Raw genomic sequence first — 26,807 nt, forward strand, 5'->3', positions numbered from 1 at the left:
TGCCGCAACGGTAGGTGCTTAAATACGAAAATACCTTCTAATGGATTGGACAATGGATCTCAACCAGATAGCTGTTTTTGTCAAAGTCGTGCAGGCAGGCAGCTTCAGCGCGGCCGCCCGCTTGCTGGATCTACCCGTATCGACCGTCAGCCACCGGGTTGCTATGTTGGAAAAACGCCTGGGGCAGACCTTGTTGCAGCGTACGACACGTCGTCTGAGACTGACCCAGGCCGGCCAGATCTATTTCGAGCATGCCTTGAGCGGGTTAGAGCACATGCTGGAAGCCGAATCGGCCATTCATGCCGCGGCACCCGAGCCCAGCGGCGTGTTGCGCGTGACCACTCCGGCTGATATTGGTGACGATATGCTGGCATCCATTGTGCGTCGGATGAGGAGTCAGTGCCCGCAGGTTGACGTAGAACTGTTGCTGACCAATCGCTATGTGGATCTGGTCGCTGAAGGGGTGGACGTGGCGATACGCACCGGCCCCTTGCCCGATTCCACCTTGATCGCCCGTCCAGCCGGCGTGGCCCGATGGGTGGCGTTTGCCAGTCCCGGCTATCTGTCCGATTCGGCTCCATTGCATGACCCCCAGGCCCTAAGTCGACACCGCTGCCTGCAGTTCACCTCGATGGGTAAGGAAAGCTGGACCCTGCATTCGGAGCAGGGCAGCATGCGTATTCCCATGAGCCAGCACGTGGTTGCCAACGATATCAGCTTGATCCAGAAGCTGGCACTGGCCGGTGACGGGGTTGCCTTGTTGCCCTTATATTTGTGCCGTACAGCCTGTGCGGATAACAAGTTGGTGCGCGTGCTGCCCGACTGGCACGCCAAAATAGACCCCATCCACCTTGTCTACCCTCAGCAGCGTTTCATGCCACCCAGGCTGAGGGTGTTCATCGATCTGGCTTTGAACGAACTGGAGGGGTGGCTGGAGAAGGTCTGAGCAATCAGGCCGGCATCCCGTGTTAATCTACAGTCTGTCTACGTGGATTGAAGCGACCCATGGTTCTGGACCGGATTGTGCGATTTGGCGTGCTGGCGCTCGGCATCGTGTTGCTGGGTTGGCTGTTGTCCGCCGGTGCCCAGGCGTCGCAAGAACGCATGGCCCACTTCAGCCCTGTACATCACCTGGATACGCAAACTCATGCTCAGTCGCATTCTTCCGATGCGCCATGTCTGAACCATACGATCTGTTGTCCCTGTCTGCCATTTCCGGCACCGACTGTGCAGCACCGGGTTTCCGGTGCTTTGTTTCCCCCTGTGCCCGTTCGTTCGAACTTTCTGTCGCACCTGGTTGAGCCTACGCAGCCGCCACCACGACGCGCTTGATTTTTATTGTCTTGCCCGGTCTGGGCGTAGCCGCAAACAGACCTTGGATCATGCCGCCAGCGCGTGATCTATCCGACATGATTATCAGGAAACACCATGAAACGACGCGAAATCTTCAAATTGGCGCTGGGTGCCGCTTTGCTGCACAGTCTGCCAGGACGTGCCTGGGCGCAAATGCACCACGGGACCATGCCCATGATGGGCCATCAGGAACACAATGCCTTGATGCCTTTGGAGCGCATGCCCGGCGGACGGGCATTACGCCCCTTGCTGCCCTTGACCAATACGTCCAGCGAACCTGGACATTTTCAGGCTCGCCTGACGGCGGCAGCGCATACCGTCATTCTGGCCGACGGCAAAAAAACCCAGGTCTGGCTCTATAACGGCCAGATGCCAGGACCGCTGATCGAGTTGAAGGAAGGCGATCAGCTTGATATTGAATTCGTTAACCAACTCGATCAGGCCACGACTGTACACTGGCATGGCTTGCCCGTGCCGCCCGAGCAGGACGGTAATCCGCAGGACCCGGTTGCTCCCGGCCAAAGCCGCCATTATCGTTTTACCTTGCCAGAAGGAAGTGCCGGAACATACTGGTACCATCCGCACCCGCATGGCAAAACAGGCGAACAGGTGGCACACGGCTTGGCCGGAGCCTTGATCGTACGTGCCGCCGACGATCCTCTGGCCGGTGTCCCCGAACAGCACTGGGTCATCAGCGATCTGCGGCTGGACAGTGACGGACAGATCCCCGCCAATACGCCGATGGACTGGATGAACGGGCGGGAAGGGCAGTTCGTGCTGATCAATGGGCAGCACCAGCCCCGTATGCGCGTCAGCACGGGCGAACGTATCCGCGTCTGGAATGCCTGTGCCGCCCGTTATCTGCGATTGCATATTCCTGGCGCGCGTTTGGTGCAGATCGGTACGGATGGTGGGCTGTTGCAGGTGCCGCTGGCACCTAGCGACGAGGTGTTTCTGGCACCGGCCGAGCGGGCCGAGTTGTTTGTGCTGACCGAGCAGTCAGGCCCCAGCACGTTGCAGGCCTTGTTTTACGACAGGCAGAAAATGATGGTGAAGGAAGAGCCGCATACTCTGACCTTGGCACAGATCGATGTGCGGACAGAGCCGTTTTCTTTGCCGCCACGGTTGCGCGACATCGCTGCGGCACCTCAGGGTGACGTGGATGCACGTGTGGTTTTTAGCGAAGTCATGCCCATGAACCACGCCATGATGGGAGAGGGCATGAATCATGGCAGTCATGGTTCCATGCCAAGCATGTCGGGTATGCCGGATATGGCAGCGATGCGCAATATGTTCCGGGTCAATGACCGCATCTACGATATGCAGCGCATCGATCTGCGCTGCCCGGTCGGGCAGTGGCAGCGTTGGGAAGTGGTGAACGATTCCCACATGGATCACCCGTTTCATTTGCACGGCACGCAATTTCAAGTGCTTTCCCGTGCCACGGGCGGCAAGACGACTCCCGAGCCATTCCGGGCATGGCGCGATACGGTCAATCTGCGCCCCAATGAAACCGTAACGCTGGCTTTCCGCCAAGATGTGCCGGGTCTGCGTATGTTCCATTGCCATATTCTGGAGCACGAGGACCTGGGCATGATGGCCCAGTTAATGGTGGAGTAAGCCCACTTCTGGCACCTGCCGCTGCTTTTCGTGCGGCTGGTGCTGGTTGAAAACGAGGCGGCGGGAATCAATCAGGCAGAGCAGGGGCTCGTGTCTGCGCCTTGCATCGACGCGCTGCCGCCTGCATTACAATACGCGCTTGTCTATTTTTCTTTCGGAGCGCGCGTCATGAGCCTGTTGGGCACCCCTCTTACTTCCTCGTCGGACAAAGTCATGCTGTTGGGCTCGGGCGAGCTGGGCAAGGAAGTCCTGATTGCCCTGCAACGGCTAGGGGTGGAAACCATTGCCGTGGATCGCTATGACAATGCGCCCGGCCAGCAGGTCGCGCATCAGGCACGCACCATCACCATGAGCGATCCGGAGCAACTGCGTGCCCTGATTACCCAGGAAAAACCCGCTTTGGTCGTGCCCGAGATCGAGGCCATCGCCACTTCTGTGTTGGAAGAGCTGGAAGAACAAGGCAAGGTGCGCGTGATTCCTACCGCACGTGCCGCACGCCTGACCATGGACCGCGAAGGCATACGCCGCCTGGCGGCTGAAACGCTAGGTGTGCCCACCAGCCCCTATCAATTCTGCGATTCCTTGGAAAGCCTGCAAGCGGCTATCGATGGCGGGATCGGCTACCCCTGCGTGGTCAAACCGCTGATGAGCAGCTCGGGCAAAGGTCAAAGCAAAATTAATGGCCCCGACGATGTCGCCCGGGCCTGGCAGTATGCCTTGGCGGGCGGACGAGTCAGCCAGTGTCGCGTCATCGTGGAAGGTTTTATCGATTTTGACTACGAAATCACTTTGCTGACGGTGCGCTCTCTGGGGGCAGACGGACAGGTACAAACCAGCTTCTGCGATCCCATCGGGCACAAACAGGTCGACGGTGATTACGTGGAAAGCTGGCAGCCCCAGCCCATGAGCGCCAAGGCGTTGGAAGCAGCGCAGGACATCGCCCGCGCCGTCACCAGTGATCTGAGCGGGCAGGGCTTGTTTGGGGTAGAACTGTTCGTCAAAGGCGACCAGGTCTGGTTCAGCGAGGTCAGCCCGCGTCCGCACGACACAGGTATGGTCACGATGATTACCCAATGGCAGTCCGAGTTCGAGCTGCATGCCCGCGCCATTCTGGGCCTGCCCGTCAATACGGCTTTGCGTGTGCCCGGTGCCAGTGCCGTCATCTATGGCGGCGTGGACAGCACAGAGGTCGAATTTTTGAACGTGGATCAGGCTCTGCGTGTTCCGCAGACTGATATTCGTTTGTTCGGCAAACCCGAAAGCTTTGAAAAACGTCGTATGGGTGTCGCCTTAGCGGCGGATGCCGATCTGGACACCGCCCGGACCAATGCCTTGAAGGCGGCCGGACTGGTCACCGTCAAGGCCCGCTGATCGCACGCTACCGCCATGCCCATTATTGTCCTGCTACTTTTTCTGGCCATTGTGGGCGGATTGGTCTATGGCGGCATGCAGCTGTATGCGCTGGTTGCCGCCTTATGGGGCAGCGTGGTCGCAATAGTGGCTGTGCTGATCGCGGTGGCAGCCATGGCGGCCCCCTTTGTTTTATGGTGGCGGCAGTATATTGCTCTGCATGGCCGCAAGCGCAACGGTCAGCGCATTGTTTCCTTGGAGCTGCAAGACACATGCATTCAGCTCGACGCGATACGCAAACAAGGCCGTATCCGCGCAGGGCAGGGCGAACGGCATTTTATTTTTGCGGATATTGCCGGAACCTGCGAGCAGGGCAAGAGTATTGTGCTGGCCCTGCAGCACCCCGAACAAGAATGGGTGTTGCCCATTCAGCAGTCAAGTCAACGACGGCGCTGGTTAAAAATCTTGCATTTGGCGGCCAAGCAGGATCTTTGATGGCCAAGCCATTCAGACTTGATCGTTCACTTGCTGCTGCAAGGCCGGCTCCACCAGTTCCAAGGTCGTCTTGTCTAACGCTTCCAGAGCCTGCACGACTGTTTTAAGTACGTGTAGCCGCGCCGTTTTCTTATCGTCGCTGGGCACAATGTGCCAAGGGGCGGTTTCCGTGTCGGTCTGGGCGAACATATCCTGGGCCGCCCGGCGGTAGGCGGTCCATTTGGCGCGATTGCGCCAATCATCGTCGGTGATCTTGTAGGCCTTGAAGGGCGAGTTTTCTCGTTCCTGGAAACGCTTGAGCTGCTCCTCTTTGCTGACCGACAGCCAGAACTTCAACACGACGGTGCCGTTGGCGGCCAATTGCGCCTCGAATCCATTGATTTCGTCATAGGCCCGCCGCCAGTGCGCCGGGGTAGTCAGGCGCTCGACCCGTTCCACCAATACGCGACCATACCAGGACCGGTCAAAGATCGCGATCTCGCCATAGCGGGGCAGTTTGCGCCAGAAGCGCCACAGATAAGGCCGGGCCCTTTCTACCGAGTCGGGTGCGGAAATCGGGTGAATATCGTAATTGCGCACATCCAGCGCCGCTGTCAGCCGTCGTATGGTGCCGCCTTTGCCGGCGGCGTCCTGGCCTTCAAAGACCAGTGCCATGGAGCGGTTACGAAAAGCTTTACTGCGTACGGCCCGCGACAGACGCCCCTGCCAATGCAAAAGTTCGGCGTCATAGTCCGTGGCCTTAGCGTAATGAGGCGGCTTGAGCAACGAGGAGGGCGGTTGGCGCAGGCTGACCGGAAAAGGCTGTGGTTCGACAACCTGACTGGGCAGTATCGGCTGGCGCATGGCTTGCAGAACGGCGCGTGCCACAGACACGTCACGCAAATGCTCGTCGGCACTGGGGATCACGACCCAAGGGGCATGCTGTCTATGACTCAGTGCAATCGTTTCCAGTCCGGCCTTGCGCAAGCGCTTGAATTTCTTGTGTACTTTCAAGTCGGCATCGCTGACACGCCAAGCCGTATCCGGATTGGCCAGCAGGGCGGCGCAACGCGTCGATTGCGCCTGTGCGGACAGATGAAACCACAGCTTCAGCACTTGCACACCTTGATAGGCCAGATGCGCCTCGAAGCGATTAATCAAGTGGGTATATAGATCCACCTTGGCCGGGTCCGGTTTCTTCCGTTCCAGCTCATGCATCAGGGCGGCATACCAAGAACCAAATACCAGTCCCGTCTGGCCTTTGGCGGGCAAGGCGTTCCAGTACCTCCACATGGCCGGGCGCATGGCTTGTTCTTCGGTCAGTTCCCCGAACGCCAGCGTATGTACATGACGCGGGTCCAGCCAGGTGTTCAGGGTATTGATGGCCGAGCCTTTACCCACACCGTCCATGCCGGCGACTACGATCAGTAAAGTCTGATCTGCTTTTTGCAGCCGTTCATACTGGCTTAGAAGCAGCCCATGCCGCAGTTCGTCCAATTGCTGTTTGGCTTGTTCAGCCGTCATGGAAGGATCGCGCTCGGCAAACTGGAATACATGGGCCATGGTCTATCACTCCGTTTCTGGACAGGGTCTCACTATACCCACGCGCCGCCATGTTGTCTTGTGCATACATCAGGCACAAGCGATGCAAATATTATCCGGGTAATATTGATTCATTATTTATACCCGGGTAATATTGGCCGCAAGATTTACGGAGAAACACATGAATCAATGGACTGCGTTTTCAGGCACCGAACAACTGCATCATGGTTTACCTAGCCAGATCGCTTTATTTTTATCCCGTCATCCACATGCAGCAGGAAGTGTGCTGGTTTTTGACGATGCAACCGGCCAGCAAATCGATCTGGACCTGCGAGGCAGTGAACAGGATATCCAGACCCGTTATGCTCCAAAAAATATGCCGCCCCAGCAGGAAACCAGTCCTGCGCTGGCAAGCGATGAACAAGAACCGCGCAGTGTAGGCCGGCCTAAATTAGGCGTGGTGGCGCGGGAAGTGACGTTGTTGCCCCAGCATTGGGAATGGCTGTCCCAGCAACAGGGCGGGGCATCGGTCACCCTGCGAAAGCTGGTCAATCAGGCGCGTAAACAAGGCGCAGAACAACAAGCGCAAAAACAGGCCCAACAAGCTTGCGACGCTGTCATGAGGGCGTTGCTGGGCAATGCCCCCAACTACGAAGAAGCCGCCCGCGCCCTGTATGCCAGGCAGAAGGACGTTTTTTTTGAATTGAGCCAAGAGTGGCCGATCGACTGCCGGGATTATCTGCGCAAATTGGCGGCACCAGTTTGGGCCTGAACGCCCAAAAATCCTGTATTCCAATCTGTAGGGACTATCGCAGCGCAAAGCGCCGCTTCGTGACATGCCGGTTTCGTCAGATACAGCTTTAGCAATCCAAAAAACGGGCGAACCCACGCTGGAAAGGGTGGATCGCCCGTACACATAATTAGCTTCTGTCGTTTTTGTCTGGGAGCCACGTCGACCGCGAATATCACTAGCTACCCGAATGACCAAGCAGGTCTAAACCTGACTGGAATGAATGCCTCTGTGGATTAGCCGTCAGCCATAAGCGGTGCTCTTGGTTGTTATTTGAATATCCTACTTTACATAATATACATTATGCGATGTATGTGTATTCCTATATCTCAACCTAGTATCAAAACGGTTTCATCGTCGCCAACACGACTATGCTGGCGAACGCCACTGCGCCTATGCCTAGGTTGCGCACGGTGCTTGACCTTGGGTCTGTCTTGCTCAAGCTTGCCCTAAGCAATGCGCCATGTTGGAATCCATGCGTTGCCAGAACGGCCAGAACAATTAGGATTTTTGCAAAAATCCAGAACATACCGCTTAAAAACCATCCGGATGCCACTGTCAACCAAAGACCGGAGGCCAGTGCCCCGAGCATGGCAGGTGTGGTCACGCGCGCCGTCCAACGCAATAGTTGTTCGCTGGTTTTACCGGGGACCTGGGGGGCCGTCAACAAAGCAAGTACACCTGCCCCCCACAGAATGGCTAGAACAATATGAAGGCTTTTAATAGATAGTAGCGTCATGGTCGGGTGCTTTGCCTTAGGGTGCGCCATAGCAACAAGGTGCCAAATGGAATCAAGGCTGGCCATGCGATGCGTACGGCATAAGGTAGGCTCCAGCCAAACAAACCGGCTGAATAGAACACGGCCCACAGATAGGACATAAACAACAGGCCATGCACCGGCCCTATCAGGGCCGAAGCAAACGAAATACCCGCCAGATGCTTAAGCGGCATGGCCAGGAAAAGCAGTGTCAAAAGACTGCACCCTTCCAGCAAGGCAAGTAGACGTAGTCGCCGACCTTGCCGGGCCTGCCTGTCAAGCAATGCGATCGTGCTCATGCGCGGTCCTGTTGGTGGGCGCTGGACGATGCCGATGGCTCGGCATCGAATGGATACAGGGCCTGGGCTAGCCCTTGCAGCATGCGCTCCAGCTCTGCTTTGGAGCGCCCTGCCCGCGCGCGAATGCCAATGCTATGGGCCGTGGCGGACATTAAGAACGCCAGCGCATCGACATCCGCATCGCGCCGCAATACGCCGCTGCGTTGCGCGTTCTTTAAGTAGTTGCGCAGTTGCTCGTCCATTTCTTCCAGAACATCCTCCAGAACCTGCTTGATGGCGGGATCGGTCAATGCTTCTGCCGTGGCGGTAGAAATCACAGCGCATCCGCTGACATCGATGTCTTCTTGAGGCCCGTCGACGTCGATGGCAGCCTGCAAATAGCGCGCAATGACATCTGTTAATCGTTGATCACCTGGTTGAGGGGCCAAGGCCGCGCAGAAATGAACCCTTGCCCGCTCCTGGAAGCGGCGCATCGCTTTAAGGTAGATCGTGCGTTTGTCGCCCAGGCCTGCATACAGGCTAGGCCGATTCAAGCCGGTCGCCGTCGCCAGCGTATCCAATGATGTTCCCGAATACCCCCCTTTCCAAAACGCACACAGGGCGCGTTCGAGCACTTGTTCGGGATCGTACGCCCGAGGCCGTCCACGTGGTTTGCTCATGATTCTGTGCCCTTGCTGAACTTGCTCTTGACGATTTTATACCAAGCAGTACAAAATTCAATCTTTGTTTGCGAAACGGTACAAAATTAAGGAATGCCAGACACGGCATTGGCTATTCACGTTTTCTATATAAAAACAGGATTATGCGATCATCACTCTGCCCTACCCCATTGGCTTTCCTGCGTTATCCGTCAGCGCGATGGCGTGTGCTCTGCCTAGCGACAGCGGTTTTGTCTGCCGGCTGCGAGAAACAAATGACAGCATCTGAACATGTCACGCCGGTTCATCTCGTTGCGGCCCAGCCTGCCGGGCAATACCAAGACATCCTGCTGTCAGGAACGATTGTTCCCCGGATAGAGAGCCAACTTGCATTTCGGGTGCCGGGCAGAATCACCGAACGTCTGGTTGATACCGGCAGCACCGTACAGCAAGGCGACATCGTGGCGCGCCTGGATGACAGTCCGTATCAACTGGCCCTGCAAGAGGCCCAGGCCGGTTTGACACAGGCCCAGGCAAGCTTGGCCCGCTTGCAGCGCGATGTGCAACGTAATCGTCGGCTGGCCGAAGCCGGCGCGATTGCCAATGCTGACCTGGATGCCTTGACTACCCTGCAGCACAACGCGCAGGCCCAAGTGCGTGCTGCGCAAAGTCGTCTGGACAGAGCCCGAAACGACGTAGGGTACACGAGATTGCAGGCCCCCAATGACGGCGTTGTCGCTGTGGTGCAGGCAGAACCTGGTCAGGTGGTCGCGGCGGGTACGCCCGTGTTGCGCTTGGCCCGCGCCGGAGAAACTGAAGTGCAAACAGATGTGCCGGAAAATCTAGTCAGCCATTTGACTATGGAACAAATGGGCCGGGTGCAGCTATTGAGTCTGCCCGGTTTGACACTGACGGGCCGTATCCGTGAAATCGCCCGCGTCGCGGACCCCGTGACACGGACCTATCGGGTGCGTATTGCGTTGCGGGATCTACCTGATCAAGTCCGTTTGGGCATGACTGCCTCGGTCCAGTTTGCCGCTACATCAGGTGCCGCACACATCAGCCTACCAACGACGGCTTTGTTCCAGAAAAATGATCAACCGGCCGTCTGGGTGCTGCCCGATGATGCGCAACAACTTGAATTACGGCCAGTTTCCTTGGTGGCCATGAACACCCATACGATTACGGTGGCGGCAGGGTTGCGTGCGGGTGAACGTGTCGTGGCGGCCGGCGTGCATCGTCTGGATGCCGGGATGAATGTCAAAGCATGGGATCAGCGCCTGCCATGAGTGATCGCTTCAACTTATCCGCCTGGGGGCTGCGTCACGGCACATTGCTGACGTTCGCCATGCTGGTGTCCATGCTGCTGGGCAGCCTGGCGTACCTTAAATTAGGGCGGGCCGAGGACCCTAGCCTGACTATCAAAGTCATGACCATCGATCTTGCCTGGCCCGGTGCCACAACACGGGACCTGGAGCAACAGGTCGTAGAAAAAATTCAGCGTACCTTGCAAGAGGTACCGCACTATGACTACGTGCAAAGCTATGTCCGTCCGGGGCAAGCAACCATTTTCCTGGTGCTCCAGGATTCGACGCGCAAGGCCCAAATCGATCAAAGCTGGTATCAGGCCCGCAAGCGCGTGGGCGATATCCTGCATACATTGCCCGAGGGCATCCACGGCCCGTTTTTTAATGATGATTTTGGCGATACCTTTGGTTCTATCTATGCCTTCCATTCCGACGGATTTGACGATGCCCAGATGAAGCAAGTGCTGTTGGCCGCGCGTGAACGGATGTTGGATGTGCCTGATGTCTCCAAGATCCTGATGCTGGGCGTTCAAGAGCAACGGTTTTTTATTGAGTTCAGCCACGTCCGACTGGCACAGTTAGGGATACCGCCGGCTCAGTTGCTGGACACATTGCAACGTCAGAATATGGTTGAGCCGGCAGGAGTCATCGAAGGTGAGCGCGAACGTATCTATACCCGTGTGCAGGGGGCGCTGCAAAGTGTCGAGCAAATCGAGAACACGTCTATCGAAGCCGGCGGTCGTACATTTCGGCTAGGTGACGTCGCACGCGTTACGCGCGGCTATATAGATCCACCGCACCAGTCGATGCGACGCAATGGTCAACGTGTGACTGGGCTTGCCGTCTCTATGGTTGATGGCGGCGACATATTAACGTTGGGGCCACAGTTAGATGCGGTGGTCCGGCAAGTACAGCAGACCTTGCCTGCCGGTATCAGGATCGAAAAAATCGTGGATCAACCCACGCTGGTCATGCATTCAGTCAACGAATTTCTGATCCACTTTCTGTTTGCGCTTGGCATTGTACTGGGCGTCAGCCTACTGGCCTTGGGCTTTCGTACGGGCATCGTGGTGGCCTTGTCGGTTCCCCTGGTTCTTGGAATTACCTTTTTCATTATGTGGCGCATGGGCATCAATTTGCAGCGTATTTCGCTGGGGGCGCTGATCATTGCCCTGGGTCTGCTAGTCGACGATGCCATCATCTCCGTGGAAATGATGCAAGTCAAAATGGAGGAAGGCTGGGACCGCGTCAAAGCCGCCGGTTTTGCCTGGACAAGCACCGCTTTTCCAATGTTGACCGGTACTTTAATTACCGCTGCAGGCTTTGTTCCCGTCGGCTTTGCGCAATCCTCTACCGGCGAATTTACGGGTTCGATTTTTTGGGTAGTCAGTATTGCGTTGCTCGTGTCATGGGTCGTAGCGGTATTGTTTGTGCCATATCTGGGTGTGAAACTGCTGCCAGAGATACCGGCCCGCAGCGGGCATGGCCACGGCGACCGTCATGCCCGCTTTCATCACTGGTTCAGCGGCAAAATCGCATGGTGTGTCGATCATCGCAAAACGGTCTTAAGCGCGACCGCGCTTGCCTTTGTGTTGTCGATGGGGGCGTTTCAGTTTGTTCCGCAACAATTTTTCCCCGATTCGCCTCGTGAAGAAATCCTGATCGATCTTCATCTGGAAGAAGGCGCAAGTTATGCAGGAACGCTAGCGGAAACAAAGAAAATCGAACACGTCCTAAGTCAAGATCGACGCGTGCGCGATTTTACTGCCTATGTAGGCAGTGGCTCGCCCCGTTTTTATTTATCCCTTGACCCCGAAACGCCCAAGATCAATTACGCTCAACTTATTGTCTATCCCACGAGCATCGAGCAAGCCAAGGAATTGACCGCCGACCTGCGCCGCCGTCTGCCCGAGCTGTTCCCCCATGTGCGCACCCGAGTGTATCGATTGGAACTGGGACCGACGGTGGGCTATCCGGTTCAGTTTCGTGTCCGTGGTGCCGATCCGGATACCGTGCGCGATATTGCTGCACGCGTACGCGACCGATTGCGGCAGCATCCCCATGTGCGCGACGTCAATTTGCAATGGCATGAACGTACCAAGGCGCTTCGCTTGCTGGTCGATCAAGACCGTGCGCGCGCGCTGGGGCTGGACACGCAGGAAATTTCTCGCACCTTACAGACGCTGCTCAGTGGCTATACCGTCACGCAAGTCCGGGAAGGCACCGAGCTGATTGATGTGGTGGCCCGTGCCATACCATCGGAGCGTCTGGATGCGCAGCAACTGGAAAACCTGACTTTGCACACAAAAAACGGCCGCACAGTGCCGCTGCGACAAGTAGCCGTTATTCAGCCTGTTCTGGAAGAAGGCGGGCTATGGGTGCGCAAACGCTTGCCAACGCTCAGTGTTCGTGCCGATGTCCACGGTGCCCAGGCCCCTGATGTGTCCCAGCAGATCGAACCTCTGCTTCAGGACATCAAGGACAGTTTGCCGGTGGGCTACACGATCGAGACCGGAGGCACAATCGAGGAAAGCGTCAAAGCCAATGCGTCGATCGAGGCCATTATGCCCATCATGCTGCTTTTATGGGCCTTGTTCCTGATGGTTCAACTGCAAAGTTTCAGCCGTATGCTCATGGTGGTGCTGACGGCTCCTTTAGGCATGGTTGGCGTCAGTATGGCTTTGCTGCTGACCCAGGTGCCGTTTGGTTTCATCGCGACGCTGGGCGTCATCGCTTTGGCAGGCATGATTATGCGTAACTCAGTCATTCTGGTGGATCAGATCGATCGGGACATTCGGACGGGCGAGCCCCGCCGACAAGCCATCATCAACGCCACGATTCGGCGTACCCGTCCCGTCGTCTTAACCGCCTTGGCAGCGATTTTGGCCATGATTCCGCTCATACTGTCCCCGATGTGGGGACCGATGGCCATTTCAATCATGGGTGGCTTGACGGTGGCAACCGTGCTAACCCTCTTTTTCGTACCTGCGCTGTATGCGGCTTGGTTTCGTATCAAGAAGGATGAACTACCAAGTTAAGAGAATGCCGGCGCGGGCCTGTAAGGAGCAGCCCGCCCGGACTTCCCCTTGTTTCGCCCTTGGTGAGTCTGCCCGCTGCCTGGTATCGCCGTCGCTGGCGTTCTGCCGCTTGCATGGGCAAGCGCATATGGACCAGCCCGCCGTGCACCATTAGTTAAGGTATGCACTCAAAAAGACATCCACCCCTAGCCTGACGGATTCTTTAATTTCGTCTTCGGATGGTTCTCCTTTTATACCCAACAGAAATAATTCGGTAATATCAGATTCGATCAAACGAATATAATGAATAGCGGCTACGTTTGTGTCGCACTCCTTTATTATTCCCTTATTTTTTTTGTCATTAAAGAAGTTGGATATTCTTTTTCTGCAAATCTTAGGCCCAAACGAATACAAGAGGTGGCCAACTTGTGACCTACCTCTTTCTTCGATACCCATTTTAAAAATGCTAAGTATTTCTTTGCTGCAAATGACGGAAAGGTACTTTTCTCCAAATCCAATCAGGGCGTCGCGGATCATTCCTTCTAAGGCTAGATCGGAAAAAGCATTTTCTACTTTTTCCCGGGCTAGCTTTTCCACTACTGCAAGAAATATTTTTTCCTTTTTCGGGAAGTGCGTGTATAGCGTTGTTTTTGATCCACCGAACGTCGCCGATATTTGAGCCATCGACGTCCGTTCGTACCCATTTTCTAAAAATTTTTCCGTTGCAATATGAATAAGCTGCTGCCTTATAAATGGATTTTTTGCTTTCATAATCCCCCAAGATTATTACGAACCTGACGTCACAATGCTTTGGCCTGCAGTACTGCCGCCGATTTTGATCTATTCAGCTGATTCTTTAATAGAATCTTTATGATAGGGGTAGTAATAAATGTGCTGATCAAAGCCATGAAAACAAGCATTGTAAATATTTTCTTAGGCAATATCCCGAGATCATAAGCGACATTAATTACTATTAACTCCATCAACGCGCGTGTGTTCATGCAAACACCAATTATTATTGCATCTCGATTGGCTTCGCCAGAAATTCGTGCAGCAATATAGCCGCCTAAAAATTTGCCACCGAATGCAATAATGCACAAGACAACAGCCGCCCAAACATCTGCCATTGTGCTTAAAGAACCAATATCGGTTCTTAAACCAGTATATGTAAAAAAAACAGGCAGCAAGACAGTATATACCAGTGGCGCAACCTTATCCTGCCACTCATTCTTTATATAGCTGCTTTTTTGGAGAGCTATGCCAACAATAATTCCTCCGGCAATGGCAAAAACGCCTAATTTGCTGGTAATCAGTGCGGATATCATCAAAACAACAATTAAGAAAGACAATAGCGACATATCCATCTTTCCCCTGGATTGAATGTGGCTATCAATTTTCTTTCTGGCGAATGGGCCTATCACAGACAACATCAAAAAAACGTAGCATAGCAAAAGAGCAATTTTTATGAAAAAAGAAACACCGTCCAGATTGCTCAATGCGAGGGCGGACACGAGACCTAACAGAATCCAGCCTATCATATCGTCAATAGCGGCGGCTCCTATAGTTAGTGCCGCTATCCGCGTATGTTCTAACCCCAGCTCCATGAATATGCGGCCCAATATAGGTATGGCCGTTATGGACATGGCAACTCCCATAAAAAGAGAAAACTCCAATAAATCTGAGGTTGGATTGTCGATTAGCCCCCAAAACCAGGATGCTGTCGCCACACCTAAGCCAAAAGGGAAAGCAATGCCTAAGACACTGATTAACACGACGGCCTTTTTTCGCTCTTTGAACTCCAAAGAAACATCAAACTCCAATCCCATATGAAACATGAGCAGAAGCAAACCAAACTGGGAAATAATAGTGAATGCAGTGGATACATCATCATTAAAAAATGACGAAAATGTTTCTGGAAACAGAAAACCAAAAACACTAGGACCAAGCGCCAATCCTGCCATAATTTCGCCGACAGACTTTGTTTGGCCCAAGTAGGCCTGGGCAAACCATGCCACTAATCGACTGATCAGAATAATTACTGTCAGTTCTATAAAAAAATGAACTGTCAATATTTCTGCTGATGCGCTTACGCCTGAAACCGTAGATACCGCTGCACTCATCTATCCTCCCCTTGTATTGGTTTTAAGTATCTAAGAATCAGCGTATTAAAGAATATGCACCCGCTTTAGATGACGGCTTGCGTTGCCTTCCACTTTTGCCCTGCCATGCAAAACTGAATTATTGTCAATCAACATATAATCGCCCGCCTGCCATCGATGACGATACATATACTGAGGGCTATACAATTTATCCGTTATTTTATCGAAAAAATCTTCTTTGTTTATAAATTTAGAGTTTATCCCGCTAACATCAAATCGCACTGGGTTAACATCTAAATTATCTTCATTATTAATTTCAATAAATCGGATGATTTTGTGCTGGCTATGCGGATGATTTTCTATAAAGCGCACTTCCACATCCCCACCGTAATGTGCTTTTTTTTCTGTGGAATAATTCAATCTTATTTCAGACCAATTTTCCAAATCTTCTTTTTCGGCATTAGCGATAATTTTGCTTGTATCCACAAACAATGTTTCCCCGCCTACGCCATCAATCGAGGATCGAACGCATTGAAATGCATTAATGCGTGGCGTTTGATTCGCAAAGGCACCATCCCAATGCAGCTCGACCCGGCCTTTAGAAAAAATGTGGTTCTTTGGATCTTGCTCCATTCGCACATTTAAAAGCGGCCCGAATTCCCAATGCATCAGATCACCAAATTTTTTGCAAAATCCAAGATATTCTTCATCCGGGCTAGGCGAAAACCCTCTAAACACAAGGATTTTATGCTCGAACAACAATTTTTCCAGCAGCTTCGGGTCTAGAGCGGTAATGGCGTCCACGGTTTGGTCTTGAGCCGATATCATGGCACCGAAAGGATTAATAGCAGTTAGCTTAATCATCGGAAACACCCCTTCATTAATAAGGATATTAGTTTGAATTAATGTTGCTTAAGCAGTTGAAATAGCTTGGTCGACCATCTTCAAACACCAGGTGCGCATTTGATGCTTCGGCTTCATGGCGCGGCACAAGTGAAAATCCATTTTTATTCTTTATGACGACCGAGTGCCAAGGCGTTCTCCAGATATCGTCAGAATCCATTAAATAAATGCCTATTTTTTCGGACACCCGAGGTTGCGGGTGGATGCTTAGTCTGACAGCGTTAGGAAATTTGTCTTTCAGCAGATTTGTCCACGCATTGCTGCGCTGAATAACCCGATATGCATTAATTCTTGCTACCCCAAGAATTTGATTTTTCGACCAATTCTTAAACTCATCAAGGCCCGAGAAATCTTCAGTTAAGAATTTGCAGATTCCCCTGTACATCGCTGCCGCTGGTTTTTCATTTTTACACCTGAACTTAAGATTACGCAGCGATTCACCGTAATGGATCATCAATTCTTCCCGAAGAATATCGTAGTTATTAATGTCGTTGTATACGTCATCCAAATCAAAAAAATCGATGTGGTGCGCATAGGGCTTGCCCACTCTTTCTATCAAATCTTTTTTGTAGGCACTGATAGCATCATCCGGGATTTGAACGACATCGGCAAAAACACGGCCATCAGAACAGATGGTTAAGTTGGCCCCTGGTGGATAAATTTCTTTTATTTTTTCGCATAAGTCATTCAGCTGTTTAAATGCTAGTTCCTCGCCTTTATCCGGCAATACGTCCAGCGTTTTTTTTCTATTTGGCGATTTTGCCGGGAATGCCGGTAAAATCATCCTTATCGGCTCTTCCTTTTCAATAAAATCAATAATTTTTTTAAAATGAATGTCCGCTTCTTTTTTAAAATCCTCGGCCTCCTGTTCATCCATCAGGATTCGTCTTCTGTCAAAAATCAGTTTGACTATATTTTCTGCAATTTCAAGTTTGCTATCTTCAACGACCATTTCATCAAAAAACATGTTCCTTCCCCATTAAAGACGATAATGTGTTTTTAAAAAAATTCAATTTCCCTATCCAACCTGGCCGCTTTGATTGCGTCTTCTAAATTATTTATTTCTCCCATTTTGTATTTTTCTTCAATTACTGCTATGTCATTTTCTGATAACTTGGTTTTTTTATGTTCCGCCACCACTTTACTGGCCGCAATAATAGATTCCATTTCTATGCTGAATCGCATTTCTTTTATTGCATTGTCATCCAACCCAATCCCTCTATTCATAGAGTTTTTCATATACACCCCTGGAATTTCCACATCGTGAAAATTTCCAATGTTATTGCTTAGCGAATCGCCCGTTTTATCAAGAAACTCAGCCAATTCATCTTTTATTTTGTGTGCATATGCAGCCCCCCCTGATCGTAAGTCGTCATGGAATATGGTTTTTAGTTTTTCCAAACTTTCACTATCTAAATTTGAAAAATTTTTCCAATATTCACCAACTCCGGCCGGCATAACAATACCAAAATAATCCATCAGCAAAGCCCTAAATAGAACTTTATGCAGATCATAATTACCATGATAATTACCGGTAATATGGAATAGGAAATTATTAAACCACCAATGGGCATATACATCGTAGCCAGCAACCTTCCGTGCCACCTGCTGTTGATCGCCTTCAATATCGGTTTGAATAATATCGCTAATCATTCTATTTAGATCGGTTAGCCATGCCGATCCTGAAGAAAATAAAGGATCGATAAATCCCGCCGCCATACCTGTTCGGAACCAGCGCTGCGTTGAGAATATTGTTTTTGACACACGCGCCATATTTTTGAGCGCGCCAAAATCAACAATTTGATAATCATGGCCGAACAGCTCTTTCCCCCAGGTGTGAGACAACAAGAAAGCTTCTAGCTCTTTCTGATTTTTTATAGAAACTTGTGACTTTTCATGATGCCAGACCACGCCTATGCTGACAGTCTGGGCATCCAATGGAATCATCCATACCCAGTAGCCCCTGTACATAAAGTGATTCGTGGATAGCGATCTATTTGTGAATCTGACTCGTTCACGCCATGCGCTATCTCCTAACTCGTCAAGGTCGCGCATATTTTTGACGCGCATCCAGGCCGACGACACTGGGTGTGCATCCAGCTTTTCAACATCCCGAAATTTCTGGGCAAAGACACTGGAAAGGCCGGAGGCGTCCACCATCCATCTGCAGCGGTATACGTCACCGTTCGCTGTCACTACGCGATGCAGCTCCTCGCCTTCGCCCACATCGATATGGCTTACGCTCACTCCCCTTTCGGTGTCGATTCCAATCTGTTCATTGAGCTTGACCATGTCTTCGTCGAACTGTGCGCGATTGATTTGGTGCGCCGGGATGGCGTGATACCACGTTCTCCCCATTTCGCTCATTTCTGAAACAGGTGTGTTCTTGCCTTCTTTTTCAAAGAAGAACCGTAAACCATGTTTATAGAAATAGTTTGCTTCCAAATATTTTGACAGGCCGAGATCTCGCGATGCGTAATCCCAAAAAACTTCCAGCATGGACTCTCCTATTCCATGATCGAAGTTTTTCTTTTTTTCCAGAACAGTGATTTTTAATTTTGGAATTTTAAGTTTCAAATTTCTGGCCAGACAACTACCAGCCATTGACCCACCGATAATGACAACATCAACAACTTGCTCGCTCATGATTCCTTCCTATTGAGTTATATAATTACACCGAATAGTACAGCCCCGTATTGGATACATGCGTGTATCGTTATTCTTAACACTTTGTTTGTCAACGGCTTTCGGCATGCAAGAAGTGATCACTTATGGAAAGAACTTAATTCGTTGTATTTTTTAAATAAATAAACCCGTTACGGGATATTCCAATAAAGGTTTTATATGATGCAAACGATCATTTCTCCCAATACGCAAACCTATCGGGTATTTCGGGAGCTAATTGTTGATGCTCGTCATGCCGCTCATCTGCGGCAATCAGATTTAGCGTACAAGCTGGGAAAACCGCAGTCTTATGTTTCCAAGTACGAAAGAGGAGAACGTCGCTTGGATTTCATCGAATTTTTGAACATAGCGACAGCACTAAATTTGGATATTCAGCAGTTTTTAGTTATTTATTCGCAAAAAATTGCGCAAGATCGGCTGCCGAAATAAGGGGGCCACATTATTGTGGCCCCCTTATAATAAGTTAACGTCATTGATTGACGTTATTGAAGATTGTGGGATGTATGCGAATGCGGCACGCCGACCATGTGCAGAATGCGCGTACGCAACATACGGAAAACCGTAGGCCTTACAACATCATTTTGTAGCCCTTATGGCTGCCGGTGAATCCGATGTGTTCGTAAAAGCGATGAGCATCGACTCGTTTCAGGTCCGAAGTCAGTTGCACGATGCGGCACTGGCGGGCACGGCATTGCTCTACCGCCCAAAGAATCATTTTGCGGCCCAGCCCGCTGCCGCGCGCGCTTTGCGCGATGCGTACCGATTCAATTTCGCCGCGCCAGGCTCCTTGGTGCGACAAACCAGGCATATAACTGATCTGTAATGTTCCGATTACCTCGCCATTGAGTTCAACAACGGCCAGAAACTGATTGGGATCGGCCTGAATTGCCTGAAATGCATGCACATAGCTCGTGGCCAGGGGCATGCGCGTATCTTCTCGCTGCTGCCCTAGAATATCGTCGGCCAGCATGGCGACAATGGCGGGCAGATCGGCTTGTTCGGCACGGCGGAAAATGGGTTCGGACATGATTTCGGGCTCTCCAGTGGGCGTGGGGCTGGGCAAAGCATTGATTATGTCTGAATCCTTGGCATGCCAGCGTACAAGCCCTTCATGCTGTCGGCATATTGGGCTTTAAGGTTGATTCCTGCTTTTGGCTCTGCTGCCAATACAGCCAGGCTGCCTGCAAGCGCCAGGCACTGGCTGCGCCAGGAGCGTAGCCCATGATGTGCTCTATTTCCGGCAAGGAGTAACCGCGTTCGATCAAACTTGCGCCAAAGGTATTGCGCAGGCGCTGAGGCGTCATCAGCGTAGAGCACTTGGTTTGTCCCCATTTGCTGACGATGCGAGCCAAAGTAGCCGGATTCATCTGTGATTGTGGCCGGGCGGCGCTGATTCGCCGGCTACCGGGAAATAAACGACTATCTGATGTCCATTGGCTTGCATCGTTCAGCCCGCTGTGTGCCAACCAGGCTCGCAGCATGCTTTCGCACCATAGCGGTATGGCTACATCGCGGCTGGCCGCCCCGGGAATGGACAGAAACCAGGCACTGTCCCGCCAGTGGGCGTCGGACCCCAGGATGTCCTCTGAATCTTGCGCACTACAGGTCGCCGTACGAATTGCCGATGGCGGCAAGACTTCCAATTCGACCGGTCGCAAGCCCGTACCTAGCATGAGTGCCACAATGGCCATATCGCGAAATTCACGCCAACGTGCCGCCACAGTCATGTCGGTGGCCAATGTCAATATGCGCAATTGCACCTGTAAGGCTTGAATGGTTTCCAGGGCCTGCAGCATGGATAAAAAACGCGTAGCCTGATTATCGGGAGCTTGTCGCCAATCTTGTTTTAAAGGGTCGTTAATAGCCGGCCCCAGGGCCGGGTTTTCTGCGCGTCCGTCCTGGCGACACAGCTCCTCGTAAGCGCGCGCAATGACATGTTGATAGCGTTCGCGTTGTGGGCGTCGAACGTGTTCCAGGCTGTTCAAGAAGTCCCGGATGTCCTTTGCCTGTAGATGCGTGTAATTTTTTTTGCGTGTGCTTAGATCCTGCAGAAAGCGCCGCCACAAAGTACGGTACAGACGTTGTGTTCCCGGGCGCATAGGCGGACGTTGATGTTGCAACCATGTATCGAACAGGGCTTCGGCTTGAATATCCTGGGCCTGTTCGCCCAGAATCGGCAGCTCGAACTGCCCTTCCGCTCTTGTAGACTTTTTTGTCATGGCAGTAAAATCTTTTCCGTTAATTGCATTTTATCATTCTTATACTGTGCAAATACAAAAGCAACCAGGTATTAAAAGAGTCCCTGCTACTGACATGCAGCAGGTTCTTTTTGACTGCAGCAGATTCGCGCCAGGTCGCTCCTATTCTATTGGCACCAGCAATAGATGCTGTTTTTCAGGATAGATGATGAGCACCGCCTCTGCCCGTCCTACCCATCAATTTCGTAACTTCTGGATCAGGAAGAAAACAGCTCCATGCAAACCGGTCCGCCGCACTGGGCGGCCGTGGGATGAGGCGTTCTGTTTCTATCATTTGAGGTCTTTAGTTGAACGCCACATAAGGAATGCACTTACCTGAACAGATTTTGATGCACCCAGCCCTGACTGGTCAGGACCAGCAAAGCCTGCCCCGGCACGGCCTGGGCCAAAAATGGCTCCAGCTCCGGGTAGGTCTGCTGCACAGCCGGGTCTCGCAGCCAAGGGGCCGCATCGCGCACATGATAGGTGTAATTGACCCGGCTGATATTCAGCCCCCCCGTATCGGATGGCTCGGAAAATGACGTAATGCCATCGAGCACCAGGTGCCCCGTACAAAACGCATCACGCAAGCCCTGGTGTCGGGCATCGCCCCGAACCAGAAAGGGCTGCGCGGCCGATGTCAGTTCGTAGCGCGGCGCATCCGGAGTTCCCACATCACGCAACAAACCTGCCGTCGCCAACGCCGCCAGACGCGCCCTGTCCTGAACCACCAACGCCGAATCGTGCTCGGCCTGATATGGATACTGTCGTCCGGGAATGCCCACGCACATGCCTTGTCTGCTGTCCAGATACGACTGCACGGCCGCGCTGAAATTGGCCTCGCTGGCCTGTTTTACATCCTGGCAGGCTGCCAACAGCAGCACCGTCATCACCGCGAAACCCGCTTTTTTCATACTACTTCCTTGACTGCAACGTACACCAGCATACAGTGTAGCCGCCATAGCAAACCCGCCCCGTAGCCACATGTGACAAGGGTGGCAAGCAAGGATTACCTTCACCATTGCAATACTGCGTTGCAACGCCAGGTCTTTGTCCCAGCTTACAAACAGGTTAAAGTGCTTGGGCTTCGTAAATGAAAGGCATTATCAATGAGTATCCCTTCTTCCCCCGACGCGGCTGCGCGCTATGGCGTGGTGGCCCGTCTGTTGCACTGGTTGATGGCTTTGGGCCTGATCGGCATGGTCGTCGTAGGCTATGTCATGAAAACACTGCCCCTCTCGCCGCTGAAACTACAGGTTTATTCCTGGCATAAATGGATAGGCATCAGCTTGTTGATATTGGTCTTGCTGCGCCTGTTGTGGCGGCTGCTCCACCGCCCCCCTGCCCTGCCCGCTTCGATGTCGCCCGCCATGCGCGGCCTGGCACACGCCGGTCACGCCGCTTTGTATGTATTGATGGCGGCCATTCCTTTTACTGGCTGGCTGATGAGCTCGGCCAAAGGCTTTCAGACCGTCTGGTTCGGCATCCTGCCTTTGCCAGATCTCGTGGCCAAGAACAAAGCGCTGGGCGAAACCCTGGTGCAGACCCATATTCTGCTGAACTATGCCTTGATTACCCTGGTCGTCCTGCACGTCATGGCGGCCCTTAAACACCACTTTATCGATGGCGACGGTCTGCTGCGCCGTATGACTTTCGCCAACGCCAAGGAGAACGCATGATCAAACCCTTGCACACTGCCCTTTTATCCGGAGCCCTGAGTCTATTGACCGGCCTGTCCGCGCAGGCTGCCGCCTACCAAAGCCTGGATGCCGGCAACAGCCGCATCGGCTTTGAATACACACAGATGGGAGTCAAACTGGATGGTCAATTCCGCCAGTTCGAGGGGCATCTGAATTTCGATCCCGCCGCCCTGGACAAGTCCAAGGTCGTCCTGAAGGTGGCGCTGAACAGCGTGGACACCGGTTCGCCCGAAGCCGACGACGAACTGCAAGATGTACGCTGGTTCGACATAGACGCACACCCGCAGGCCACCTTTACCTCTACGGCAATCCGCGAAGTAGCCGCACAGCAATATGAGGTAACCGGCACCTTGCAAATCAAAGGTCGTGAACAAGCGGCTACGGTTCTGGCCACCCTGAAGCCGAACGGCCAGGCCGCAGTATTTAGTGGTCAATTTCAGATCAAGCGCGGCGACTTCGCCATCGGCGAGGGCTCCTGGTCCAGCTACGATGTCGTGGCCAACGAAATCACCGTCAATTTCCAGATTCAGGCGCACTGACGCGCCGGCTCATTTCTCTTGCCCACCAGGAAACACACCATGTTCAAAATGTCTTTTATTGCTTTGTCCGCCGCCCTGGCTATGGGCAGCGCCGCCCAGGCCGCTCCCGTGACCTACCAGGTCGAGCCCAGCCATACTTTCGTGCGCTTTTCCTACAAGCACCTGGGGCTGAGCACACAGCTGCACCGCTTTGACACGATCCAGGGCACCGTCGTACTGGACCCACAAGCCAAGACCGGCAAAATCGACATGACCGTGGACACTCGCTCCGTGGACACGGGCTTTCCCGTATTCGACGAACACATCCAGCGCCCCGACCACTTCGACACGGCCAAGTACCCCACCGCCACGTTTACGTCCTCGGATATTGTGTTCGACGGCGACAAGCCTGTGGCCGCCAAAGGCGACTTGACCATTAAAGGTATCACCAAGCCAGTGACGCTGACGATAGACTCGTTTCTGAGCATGCCCAAACATCCCATGCTGGGCAAACCTGCTCTAGGGGCCGATGCACAGACGCAGATCAAGCGTTCGGACTTCAATATGGGCGCTAACGTGCCCTACGTGGGCGACGACGTCACCATCAGCATCGCGCTGGAAGCTATCCAGCAGTAAATGCGGTACGGGCTGCCCGCCCTACGGCGGGCGACGACATTACAAAATGTCGTTCAAGGCTTCCAGGGGACGCGCCAGCCGCGTCCCCTTTTCTGTGACCACAATAGGCCGATTCAGCAAAATCGGATGCGCCTGAATGGCGGCCAGCAGTTCATCATCAGACAGCGCAGGATTATCCAGCCCCAACTCGGTATAGATGGCTTCTTTGGCGCGCATGGCCTGGCGCACCGACAAGCCGGTGGCAGCGATCAAAGATTGCAGCTCGTCCTTTGACAGTGGTGTTTTCAGATATTCGATAATCTGAGGGTCCAGGCCTTTTTCCTGCATCAAAGCCAGAGCATTGCGGGAGGTGCTGCATCGGGGGTTATGATAAATTTTGCTCATGTTCAAACCGGGCTCCTATAGGGCTGCGCAAGGCAGGCTATAGTAGCCCAGCGCCCGCCGGGACGCCAAGATGCCCCGTCGCAAACCCATGCCCAAGGACACAGCATGATAGATCTGTACTACTGGACTACGCCCAACGGCCACAAGATCACCTTGTTTCTGGAAGAAGCCGGCTTGCCCTACACCATACACCCGGTCGATATCGGCAAGGGCGAACAGTTCCAGCCTGATTTTCTGCGCATTTCGCCCAACAACCGTATTCCTGCCATCGTGGATCAACACCCCAAGGATGGCGGCGCTCCCATTTCGCTGTTCGAGTCCGGTGCCATTCTTCAGTACCTAGCGGAAAAAACCGGCTTGTTCCTGTCCAGCGACCTGCGTTTGCGCACCCAGACACTACAATGGCTGTATTGGCAGATGGGTGGCCTGGGGCCTATGGCCGGACAGAATCATCATTTCAATGTCTACGCGCCCGAACCTATCGCCTATGCCATAGATCGCTATGTGCGTGAAACGGCCCGCCTGTATGGCGTGCTGAACAAACAACTGAGCGGGCGTGACTTTATCACCGGCGATTACTCTATTGCCGATATGGCCTGCTATCCCTGGATCGTACCGCATGAGCGCCAAGGCCAGGATCTGAACGATTTCCCCAACGTAAAACGCTGGTTCGAGCGCATAGCCGCCCGCCCCGCCACCCAGCGCGCCTATGCGCTGGTGCAAGACATCAACCCAGTGAACGCCGCACACGATGAGCAGGCCCGAAAAATCTTGTTTGGTCAGGATGCCAAGACTGTCCAGTAAACCGGAATCTCCCATGACTTTGAATCGCCTTTACCGTTTTGCCGCCCTGCCCCTGGCTGTACTGGCGCTGTCCGCCTGCTCCAGCACGCCCAAGTCGGATATCTCGCTGATCCCCGCCCAAACCGAAGACCAGACCCAAAAAGACGGTGTCTTTACCCAGCCGCTGAACTATCAACATATCAAACCAGGCTGCACCGGCGAATGTCCTAGCCTGGAGGTGAAGTCGCTGATTTTCCCCGGTAATCCTGCCCTGACCAAGCTGGTAGACCAAAGCCTGGCCCAGATGACTATTGTGGGCGACCGCCAACCGGGCTACCGCAGTCTGAAAGAATTCGAGGACTATTATTGGGCCACGGCCAACAGCAAGGACAAGGTGCAGCTAACGGCGCGCACCCGCTACCGCAACCGCGATTTGACCGTCGTGGAACTGGGTTCCTGGTTGTATATGACCGGCGCGGCCCACGGCATTGCCGCCAGCCATTTCCTGAACTGGGACAATCGCCTGAACAGGGCGCTTCCCTTGGACCGCCTGCTGGCTTCCGGCCGCCAGGACGACTTCCAGGCGCTGGTCCGACAAGCCCATGCCGCCTGGGTACAAAGCCAGGCCGATGCCCAACAAGACCTTGCGGGGTGGAATCGGATGTGGCCCTTCCAACCCGCAAGCAATGCCGCGCTGACTGACAAAGGGCTGCTGATCAAATACAACGCCTACGAAATCGCCCCGTATTCCTTTGGCCAGCCCGAGCTACTACTGCCCTATACCCAGTTGCGCGGGGTGCTGCGGCCAGAGTATCTGCCTGCGCCCTAATGTCTTTGCCGGATAAGGCAAAAAAAGCGATATTTTTTATGCCAAGCCACGCATGGCATTAAGGCTCCGCAGGACGATCAAATCGCTCCAAGTCAAAATAACTGCTGTTGCCGCTAGACTTGGGCGCTTCGGGCGCTACTGGGGCCGGTGCTTCCTTGTCCAGAATCAAGGTATGGACATGGGATGGGTCTTCTTGGGGTGCGGTCTCGGGCACACCAAAGGTCTGCGCCGCAGCGGCAGGCGAACGGTTCTGGGCAGTCTGACGGGCAGCGACCTGCTCCAGATAGTTGGCCAGCTTGTCGTGATTGGCCGACCGCGCCCAGGATGCCGCGCTAAGGCTTTGCGCATTCTGCATGGTCGGATCGGCACCTGCTTGCAACAGCATGTCCACAACCGTTCGATTGCCGGACAAGGCGGCCATCATCAGCGGGCTGGTGCCATCGGGCGCAGGCGCATTGACGATGGCCTGCTGGGACAACAGGTAGCGTACCGTGTCTTCGCGCCCCTTGGAAGCCGCGTAATGCAGTGGAGTCCAGCCTACATGATTAATCTGCCCACCGCGCTTTTGCAATTCCTTCAGCCTGTCGGTCTGCCCCATCAGCGCCAGATACATCATGGGTGTCTCGCGACTGGCGTTCTGGATATTGACATCGGTACGTCGGTTGGCCAGCAAAACCTCGACAACTTTCCAGGACCCGCTGCGCATGGCCAGCATCAAGGACGGATTGCCCTTGTCGTCGCGCGCATTGGGATCAGCACCTTGCGCCAGCTCCTGAATCGTGACGTTGGGCCTATCGTTTTCCAGAGCTAAATACCAATTGCGACTCTCCAGCTCGGGCTGCTGAGCCCAACTTGCGGCAGGCCAAGCCAAGGCGCACACCAAAGC

General features: G+C 53.4%; 28 protein-coding genes. 14 read left to right on the forward strand and 14 right to left on the reverse strand.

Features of this window, described 5'->3' with window-relative positions; translation table 11 throughout:
* Positions 1-52: 52 nt before the first annotated feature.
* The 5 genes from AADW57_RS09415 to AADW57_RS09435 all read left to right on the forward strand — a co-directional run bounded on the left by AADW57_RS09415 (position 53) and on the right by AADW57_RS09435 (position 4,818).
* Positions 53-946 (forward strand): LysR family transcriptional regulator, encoded by an 894-nt coding sequence (locus AADW57_RS09415; RefSeq protein WP_341666636.1) that lies wholly within the window; start codon positions 53-55, stop codon positions 944-946.
* A 59-nt stretch (positions 947-1,005) separates the two neighbouring features.
* Entirely contained in the window at positions 1,006-1,332 is a 327-nt protein-coding gene (locus tag AADW57_RS09420; protein WP_341666637.1) for a hypothetical protein, read from the forward strand.
* 96 nt (positions 1,333-1,428) lie between these two features.
* Positions 1,429-2,973 carry a multicopper oxidase family protein gene (locus AADW57_RS09425; protein ID WP_341666638.1) on the forward strand — a complete coding sequence of 515 codons (1,545 nt, stop codon included), beginning with the start codon at positions 1,429-1,431 and terminating at the stop codon, positions 2,971-2,973.
* Positions 2,974-3,141: 168 nt separating this feature from the next.
* A complete protein-coding gene (gene purT, locus AADW57_RS09430) occupies positions 3,142-4,344 on the forward strand; it encodes a formate-dependent phosphoribosylglycinamide formyltransferase (protein ID WP_341666639.1) in 1,203 nt (400 codons plus the stop codon).
* 15 nt (positions 4,345-4,359) lie between these two features.
* Entirely contained in the window at positions 4,360-4,818 is a 459-nt protein-coding gene (locus tag AADW57_RS09435) for a hypothetical protein (RefSeq protein ID WP_341666640.1), read from the forward strand.
* A 12-nt stretch (positions 4,819-4,830) separates the two neighbouring features.
* On the opposite strand, the gene pap is transcribed toward AADW57_RS09435, so the two are convergent.
* Positions 4,831-6,360, reverse strand: a complete 1,530-nt coding sequence (gene pap / locus AADW57_RS09440) for a polyphosphate:AMP phosphotransferase (protein ID WP_341666641.1) — start codon at positions 6,358-6,360, stop codon at positions 4,831-4,833.
* Positions 6,361-6,520: 160 nt separating this feature from the next.
* On the opposite strand from pap, the gene AADW57_RS09445 reads away from it, so the two are divergent.
* The gene (locus AADW57_RS09445) at positions 6,521-7,111 is read left to right on the forward strand and encodes a DUF2239 family protein (protein WP_341666642.1); all 591 of its coding nucleotides are present in this window, start codon (positions 6,521-6,523) and stop codon (positions 7,109-7,111) included.
* A gap of 358 nt (positions 7,112-7,469) precedes the next feature.
* Here AADW57_RS09445 and AADW57_RS09450 read toward each other — a convergent pair whose 3' ends face one another.
* Genes AADW57_RS09450 through AADW57_RS09460 form a run of 3 tightly spaced genes read right to left on the reverse strand, consistent with a single transcriptional unit; the run spans position 7,470 to position 8,844 of the window.
* The gene (locus AADW57_RS09450; protein ID WP_341666643.1) at positions 7,470-7,868 is read right to left on the reverse strand and encodes a CopD family protein; all 399 of its coding nucleotides are present in this window, start codon (positions 7,866-7,868) and stop codon (positions 7,470-7,472) included.
* Entirely contained in the window at positions 7,865-8,185 is a 321-nt protein-coding gene (locus tag AADW57_RS09455) for a DUF3817 domain-containing protein (protein ID WP_341666644.1), read from the reverse strand. The genes AADW57_RS09450 and AADW57_RS09455 overlap by 4 nt, the downstream gene beginning before the upstream one ends.
* On the reverse strand, positions 8,182-8,844 hold the full coding sequence (locus AADW57_RS09460) for a TetR/AcrR family transcriptional regulator (RefSeq protein WP_341666645.1): 663 nt from the start codon (positions 8,842-8,844) through the stop codon (positions 8,182-8,184). Before AADW57_RS09460 ends, AADW57_RS09455 begins: the two co-directional genes overlap by 4 nt.
* Before the next feature lie 254 nt (positions 8,845-9,098).
* Here AADW57_RS09460 and AADW57_RS09465 point away from each other — a divergent pair, with 254 nt between their 5' ends.
* The gene (locus AADW57_RS09465) at positions 9,099-10,112 is read left to right on the forward strand and encodes an efflux RND transporter periplasmic adaptor subunit (protein WP_341666646.1); all 1,014 of its coding nucleotides are present in this window, start codon (positions 9,099-9,101) and stop codon (positions 10,110-10,112) included.
* Complete coding sequence (locus AADW57_RS09470; protein WP_341666647.1) at positions 10,109-13,168, forward strand: efflux RND transporter permease subunit; 3,060 nt, start codon at positions 10,109-10,111, stop codon at positions 13,166-13,168. Before AADW57_RS09465 ends, AADW57_RS09470 begins: the two co-directional genes overlap by 4 nt.
* Before the next feature lie 150 nt (positions 13,169-13,318).
* Here the strand turns inward: AADW57_RS09470 and AADW57_RS09475 are convergent, their stop codons facing one another.
* Genes AADW57_RS09475 through AADW57_RS09495 form a run of 5 tightly spaced genes read right to left on the reverse strand, consistent with a single transcriptional unit; the run spans position 13,319 to position 18,795 of the window.
* Positions 13,319-13,918: a TetR/AcrR family transcriptional regulator gene (locus AADW57_RS09475; RefSeq protein WP_341666648.1), complete on the reverse strand. Its 600-nt coding sequence runs from the start codon at positions 13,916-13,918 to the stop codon at positions 13,319-13,321.
* Positions 13,919-13,947: 29 nt separating this feature from the next.
* Positions 13,948-15,267, reverse strand: coding sequence for a cation:proton antiporter (locus AADW57_RS09480; protein ID WP_341666649.1), 1,320 nt, complete (start codon positions 15,265-15,267; stop codon positions 13,948-13,950).
* Between the two features lie 45 nt (positions 15,268-15,312).
* A complete protein-coding gene (locus AADW57_RS09485; RefSeq protein WP_341666650.1) occupies positions 15,313-16,110 on the reverse strand; it encodes a TauD/TfdA family dioxygenase in 798 nt (265 codons plus the stop codon).
* A 28-nt stretch (positions 16,111-16,138) separates the two neighbouring features.
* Positions 16,139-17,116 carry an isocyanide synthase family protein gene (locus tag AADW57_RS09490; RefSeq protein ID WP_341666651.1) on the reverse strand — a complete coding sequence of 326 codons (978 nt, stop codon included), beginning with the start codon at positions 17,114-17,116 and terminating at the stop codon, positions 16,139-16,141.
* 32 nt (positions 17,117-17,148) lie between these two features.
* Positions 17,149-18,795, reverse strand: a complete 1,647-nt coding sequence (locus AADW57_RS09495) for an NAD(P)/FAD-dependent oxidoreductase (protein ID WP_341666652.1) — start codon at positions 18,793-18,795, stop codon at positions 17,149-17,151.
* Positions 18,796-18,993: 198 nt separating this feature from the next.
* Here AADW57_RS09495 and AADW57_RS09500 point away from each other — a divergent pair, with 198 nt between their 5' ends.
* Entirely contained in the window at positions 18,994-19,263 is a 270-nt protein-coding gene (locus AADW57_RS09500) for a helix-turn-helix domain-containing protein (protein ID WP_341666653.1), read from the forward strand.
* Positions 19,264-19,402: 139 nt separating this feature from the next.
* Here the strand turns inward: AADW57_RS09500 and AADW57_RS09505 are convergent, their stop codons facing one another.
* The 3 genes from AADW57_RS09505 to AADW57_RS09515 all read right to left on the reverse strand — a co-directional run bounded on the left by AADW57_RS09505 (position 19,403) and on the right by AADW57_RS09515 (position 21,985).
* Positions 19,403-19,861 (reverse strand): GNAT family N-acetyltransferase, encoded by a 459-nt coding sequence (locus AADW57_RS09505; protein ID WP_341666654.1) that lies wholly within the window; start codon positions 19,859-19,861, stop codon positions 19,403-19,405.
* Between the two features lie 82 nt (positions 19,862-19,943).
* Positions 19,944-21,053 (reverse strand): site-specific integrase, encoded by a 1,110-nt coding sequence (locus AADW57_RS09510; protein WP_341666655.1) that lies wholly within the window; start codon positions 21,051-21,053, stop codon positions 19,944-19,946.
* Positions 21,054-21,403: 350 nt separating this feature from the next.
* The gene (locus tag AADW57_RS09515) at positions 21,404-21,985 is read right to left on the reverse strand and encodes a hypothetical protein (RefSeq protein WP_341666656.1); all 582 of its coding nucleotides are present in this window, start codon (positions 21,983-21,985) and stop codon (positions 21,404-21,406) included.
* A gap of 195 nt (positions 21,986-22,180) precedes the next feature.
* On the opposite strand from AADW57_RS09515, the gene AADW57_RS09520 reads away from it, so the two are divergent.
* Genes AADW57_RS09520 through AADW57_RS09530 form a run of 3 tightly spaced genes read left to right on the forward strand, consistent with a single transcriptional unit; the run spans position 22,181 to position 23,925 of the window.
* Positions 22,181-22,750, forward strand: a complete 570-nt coding sequence (locus tag AADW57_RS09520) for a cytochrome b (protein ID WP_341666657.1) — start codon at positions 22,181-22,183, stop codon at positions 22,748-22,750.
* Complete coding sequence (locus AADW57_RS09525; RefSeq protein ID WP_341666658.1) at positions 22,747-23,310, forward strand: YceI family protein; 564 nt, start codon at positions 22,747-22,749, stop codon at positions 23,308-23,310. Before AADW57_RS09520 ends, AADW57_RS09525 begins: the two co-directional genes overlap by 4 nt.
* Positions 23,311-23,349: 39 nt before the next feature.
* On the forward strand, positions 23,350-23,925 hold the full coding sequence (locus AADW57_RS09530) for a YceI family protein (RefSeq protein ID WP_341666659.1): 576 nt from the start codon (positions 23,350-23,352) through the stop codon (positions 23,923-23,925).
* Between the two features lie 39 nt (positions 23,926-23,964).
* On the opposite strand, the gene arsC is transcribed toward AADW57_RS09530, so the two are convergent.
* A complete protein-coding gene (arsC, locus tag AADW57_RS09535; protein ID WP_341666660.1) occupies positions 23,965-24,309 on the reverse strand; it encodes an arsenate reductase (glutaredoxin) in 345 nt (114 codons plus the stop codon).
* A gap of 105 nt (positions 24,310-24,414) precedes the next feature.
* Here arsC and AADW57_RS09540 point away from each other — a divergent pair, with 105 nt between their 5' ends.
* Both AADW57_RS09540 and AADW57_RS09545 read left to right on the forward strand, forming a co-directional pair.
* Positions 24,415-25,113, forward strand: coding sequence for a glutathione binding-like protein (locus AADW57_RS09540; RefSeq protein WP_341666661.1), 699 nt, complete (start codon positions 24,415-24,417; stop codon positions 25,111-25,113).
* Between the two features lie 13 nt (positions 25,114-25,126).
* Positions 25,127-25,921 carry an RsiV family protein gene (locus AADW57_RS09545; RefSeq protein ID WP_341666662.1) on the forward strand — a complete coding sequence of 265 codons (795 nt, stop codon included), beginning with the start codon at positions 25,127-25,129 and terminating at the stop codon, positions 25,919-25,921.
* A 58-nt stretch (positions 25,922-25,979) separates the two neighbouring features.
* On the opposite strand, the gene AADW57_RS09550 is transcribed toward AADW57_RS09545, so the two are convergent.
* Complete coding sequence (locus AADW57_RS09550; RefSeq protein WP_445819201.1) at positions 25,980-26,801, reverse strand: ankyrin repeat domain-containing protein; 822 nt, start codon at positions 26,799-26,801, stop codon at positions 25,980-25,982.
* Between the last annotated feature and the right edge of the window lie 6 nt (positions 26,802-26,807).

Origin of the sequence: Alcaligenes sp. SDU_A2 (assembly GCF_038237375.1) — a bacterium.
Lineage (GTDB): Bacteria > Pseudomonadota > Gammaproteobacteria > Burkholderiales > Burkholderiaceae_B > Alcaligenes.

Bases quoted from the DNA above. Each gene is read 5' to 3' on its own strand.
- pap (WP_341666641.1), bottom strand. From the start codon at position 6,360: ATGGCCCATGTATTCCAGTTTGCCGAGCGCGATCCTTCCATGACGGCT.
- AADW57_RS09505 (WP_341666654.1), bottom strand. From the start codon at position 19,861: ATGTCCGAACCCATTTTCCGCCGTGCCGAACAAGCCGATCTGCCCGCC.
- AADW57_RS09470 (WP_341666647.1), top strand. From the start codon at position 10,109: ATGAGTGATCGCTTCAACTTATCCGCCTGGGGGCTGCGTCACGGCACA.
- AADW57_RS09475 (WP_341666648.1), bottom strand. From the start codon at position 13,918: ATGAAAGCAAAAAATCCATTTATAAGGCAGCAGCTTATTCATATTGCA.
- AADW57_RS09460 (WP_341666645.1), bottom strand. From the start codon at position 8,844: ATGAGCAAACCACGTGGACGGCCTCGGGCGTACGATCCCGAACAAGTG.
- AADW57_RS09445 (WP_341666642.1), top strand. From the start codon at position 6,521: ATGAATCAATGGACTGCGTTTTCAGGCACCGAACAACTGCATCATGGT.
- purT (WP_341666639.1), top strand. From the start codon at position 3,142: ATGAGCCTGTTGGGCACCCCTCTTACTTCCTCGTCGGACAAAGTCATG.
- AADW57_RS09465 (WP_341666646.1), top strand. From the start codon at position 9,099: ATGACAGCATCTGAACATGTCACGCCGGTTCATCTCGTTGCGGCCCAG.
- AADW57_RS09450 (WP_341666643.1), bottom strand. From the start codon at position 7,868: ATGACGCTACTATCTATTAAAAGCCTTCATATTGTTCTAGCCATTCTG.
- AADW57_RS09435 (WP_341666640.1), top strand. From the start codon at position 4,360: ATGCCCATTATTGTCCTGCTACTTTTTCTGGCCATTGTGGGCGGATTG.
- AADW57_RS09490 (WP_341666651.1), bottom strand. From the start codon at position 17,116: ATGTTTTTTGATGAAATGGTCGTTGAAGATAGCAAACTTGAAATTGCA.
- AADW57_RS09420 (WP_341666637.1), top strand. From the start codon at position 1,006: ATGGTTCTGGACCGGATTGTGCGATTTGGCGTGCTGGCGCTCGGCATC.
- AADW57_RS09520 (WP_341666657.1), top strand. From the start codon at position 22,181: ATGAGTATCCCTTCTTCCCCCGACGCGGCTGCGCGCTATGGCGTGGTG.
- arsC (WP_341666660.1), bottom strand. From the start codon at position 24,309: ATGAGCAAAATTTATCATAACCCCCGATGCAGCACCTCCCGCAATGCT.
- AADW57_RS09415 (WP_341666636.1), top strand. From the start codon at position 53: ATGGATCTCAACCAGATAGCTGTTTTTGTCAAAGTCGTGCAGGCAGGC.
- AADW57_RS09425 (WP_341666638.1), top strand. From the start codon at position 1,429: ATGAAACGACGCGAAATCTTCAAATTGGCGCTGGGTGCCGCTTTGCTG.
- AADW57_RS09515 (WP_341666656.1), bottom strand. From the start codon at position 21,985: ATGAAAAAAGCGGGTTTCGCGGTGATGACGGTGCTGCTGTTGGCAGCC.
- AADW57_RS09455 (WP_341666644.1), bottom strand. From the start codon at position 8,185: ATGAGCACGATCGCATTGCTTGACAGGCAGGCCCGGCAAGGTCGGCGA.
- AADW57_RS09480 (WP_341666649.1), bottom strand. From the start codon at position 15,267: ATGAGTGCAGCGGTATCTACGGTTTCAGGCGTAAGCGCATCAGCAGAA.
- AADW57_RS09485 (WP_341666650.1), bottom strand. From the start codon at position 16,110: ATGATTAAGCTAACTGCTATTAATCCTTTCGGTGCCATGATATCGGCT.
- AADW57_RS09545 (WP_341666662.1), top strand. From the start codon at position 25,127: ATGACTTTGAATCGCCTTTACCGTTTTGCCGCCCTGCCCCTGGCTGTA.
- AADW57_RS09530 (WP_341666659.1), top strand. From the start codon at position 23,350: ATGTTCAAAATGTCTTTTATTGCTTTGTCCGCCGCCCTGGCTATGGGC.
- AADW57_RS09495 (WP_341666652.1), bottom strand. From the start codon at position 18,795: ATGAGCGAGCAAGTTGTTGATGTTGTCATTATCGGTGGGTCAATGGCT.
- AADW57_RS09540 (WP_341666661.1), top strand. From the start codon at position 24,415: ATGATAGATCTGTACTACTGGACTACGCCCAACGGCCACAAGATCACC.
- AADW57_RS09500 (WP_341666653.1), top strand. From the start codon at position 18,994: ATGATGCAAACGATCATTTCTCCCAATACGCAAACCTATCGGGTATTT.
- AADW57_RS09525 (WP_341666658.1), top strand. From the start codon at position 22,747: ATGATCAAACCCTTGCACACTGCCCTTTTATCCGGAGCCCTGAGTCTA.
- AADW57_RS09510 (WP_341666655.1), bottom strand. From the start codon at position 21,053: ATGACAAAAAAGTCTACAAGAGCGGAAGGGCAGTTCGAGCTGCCGATT.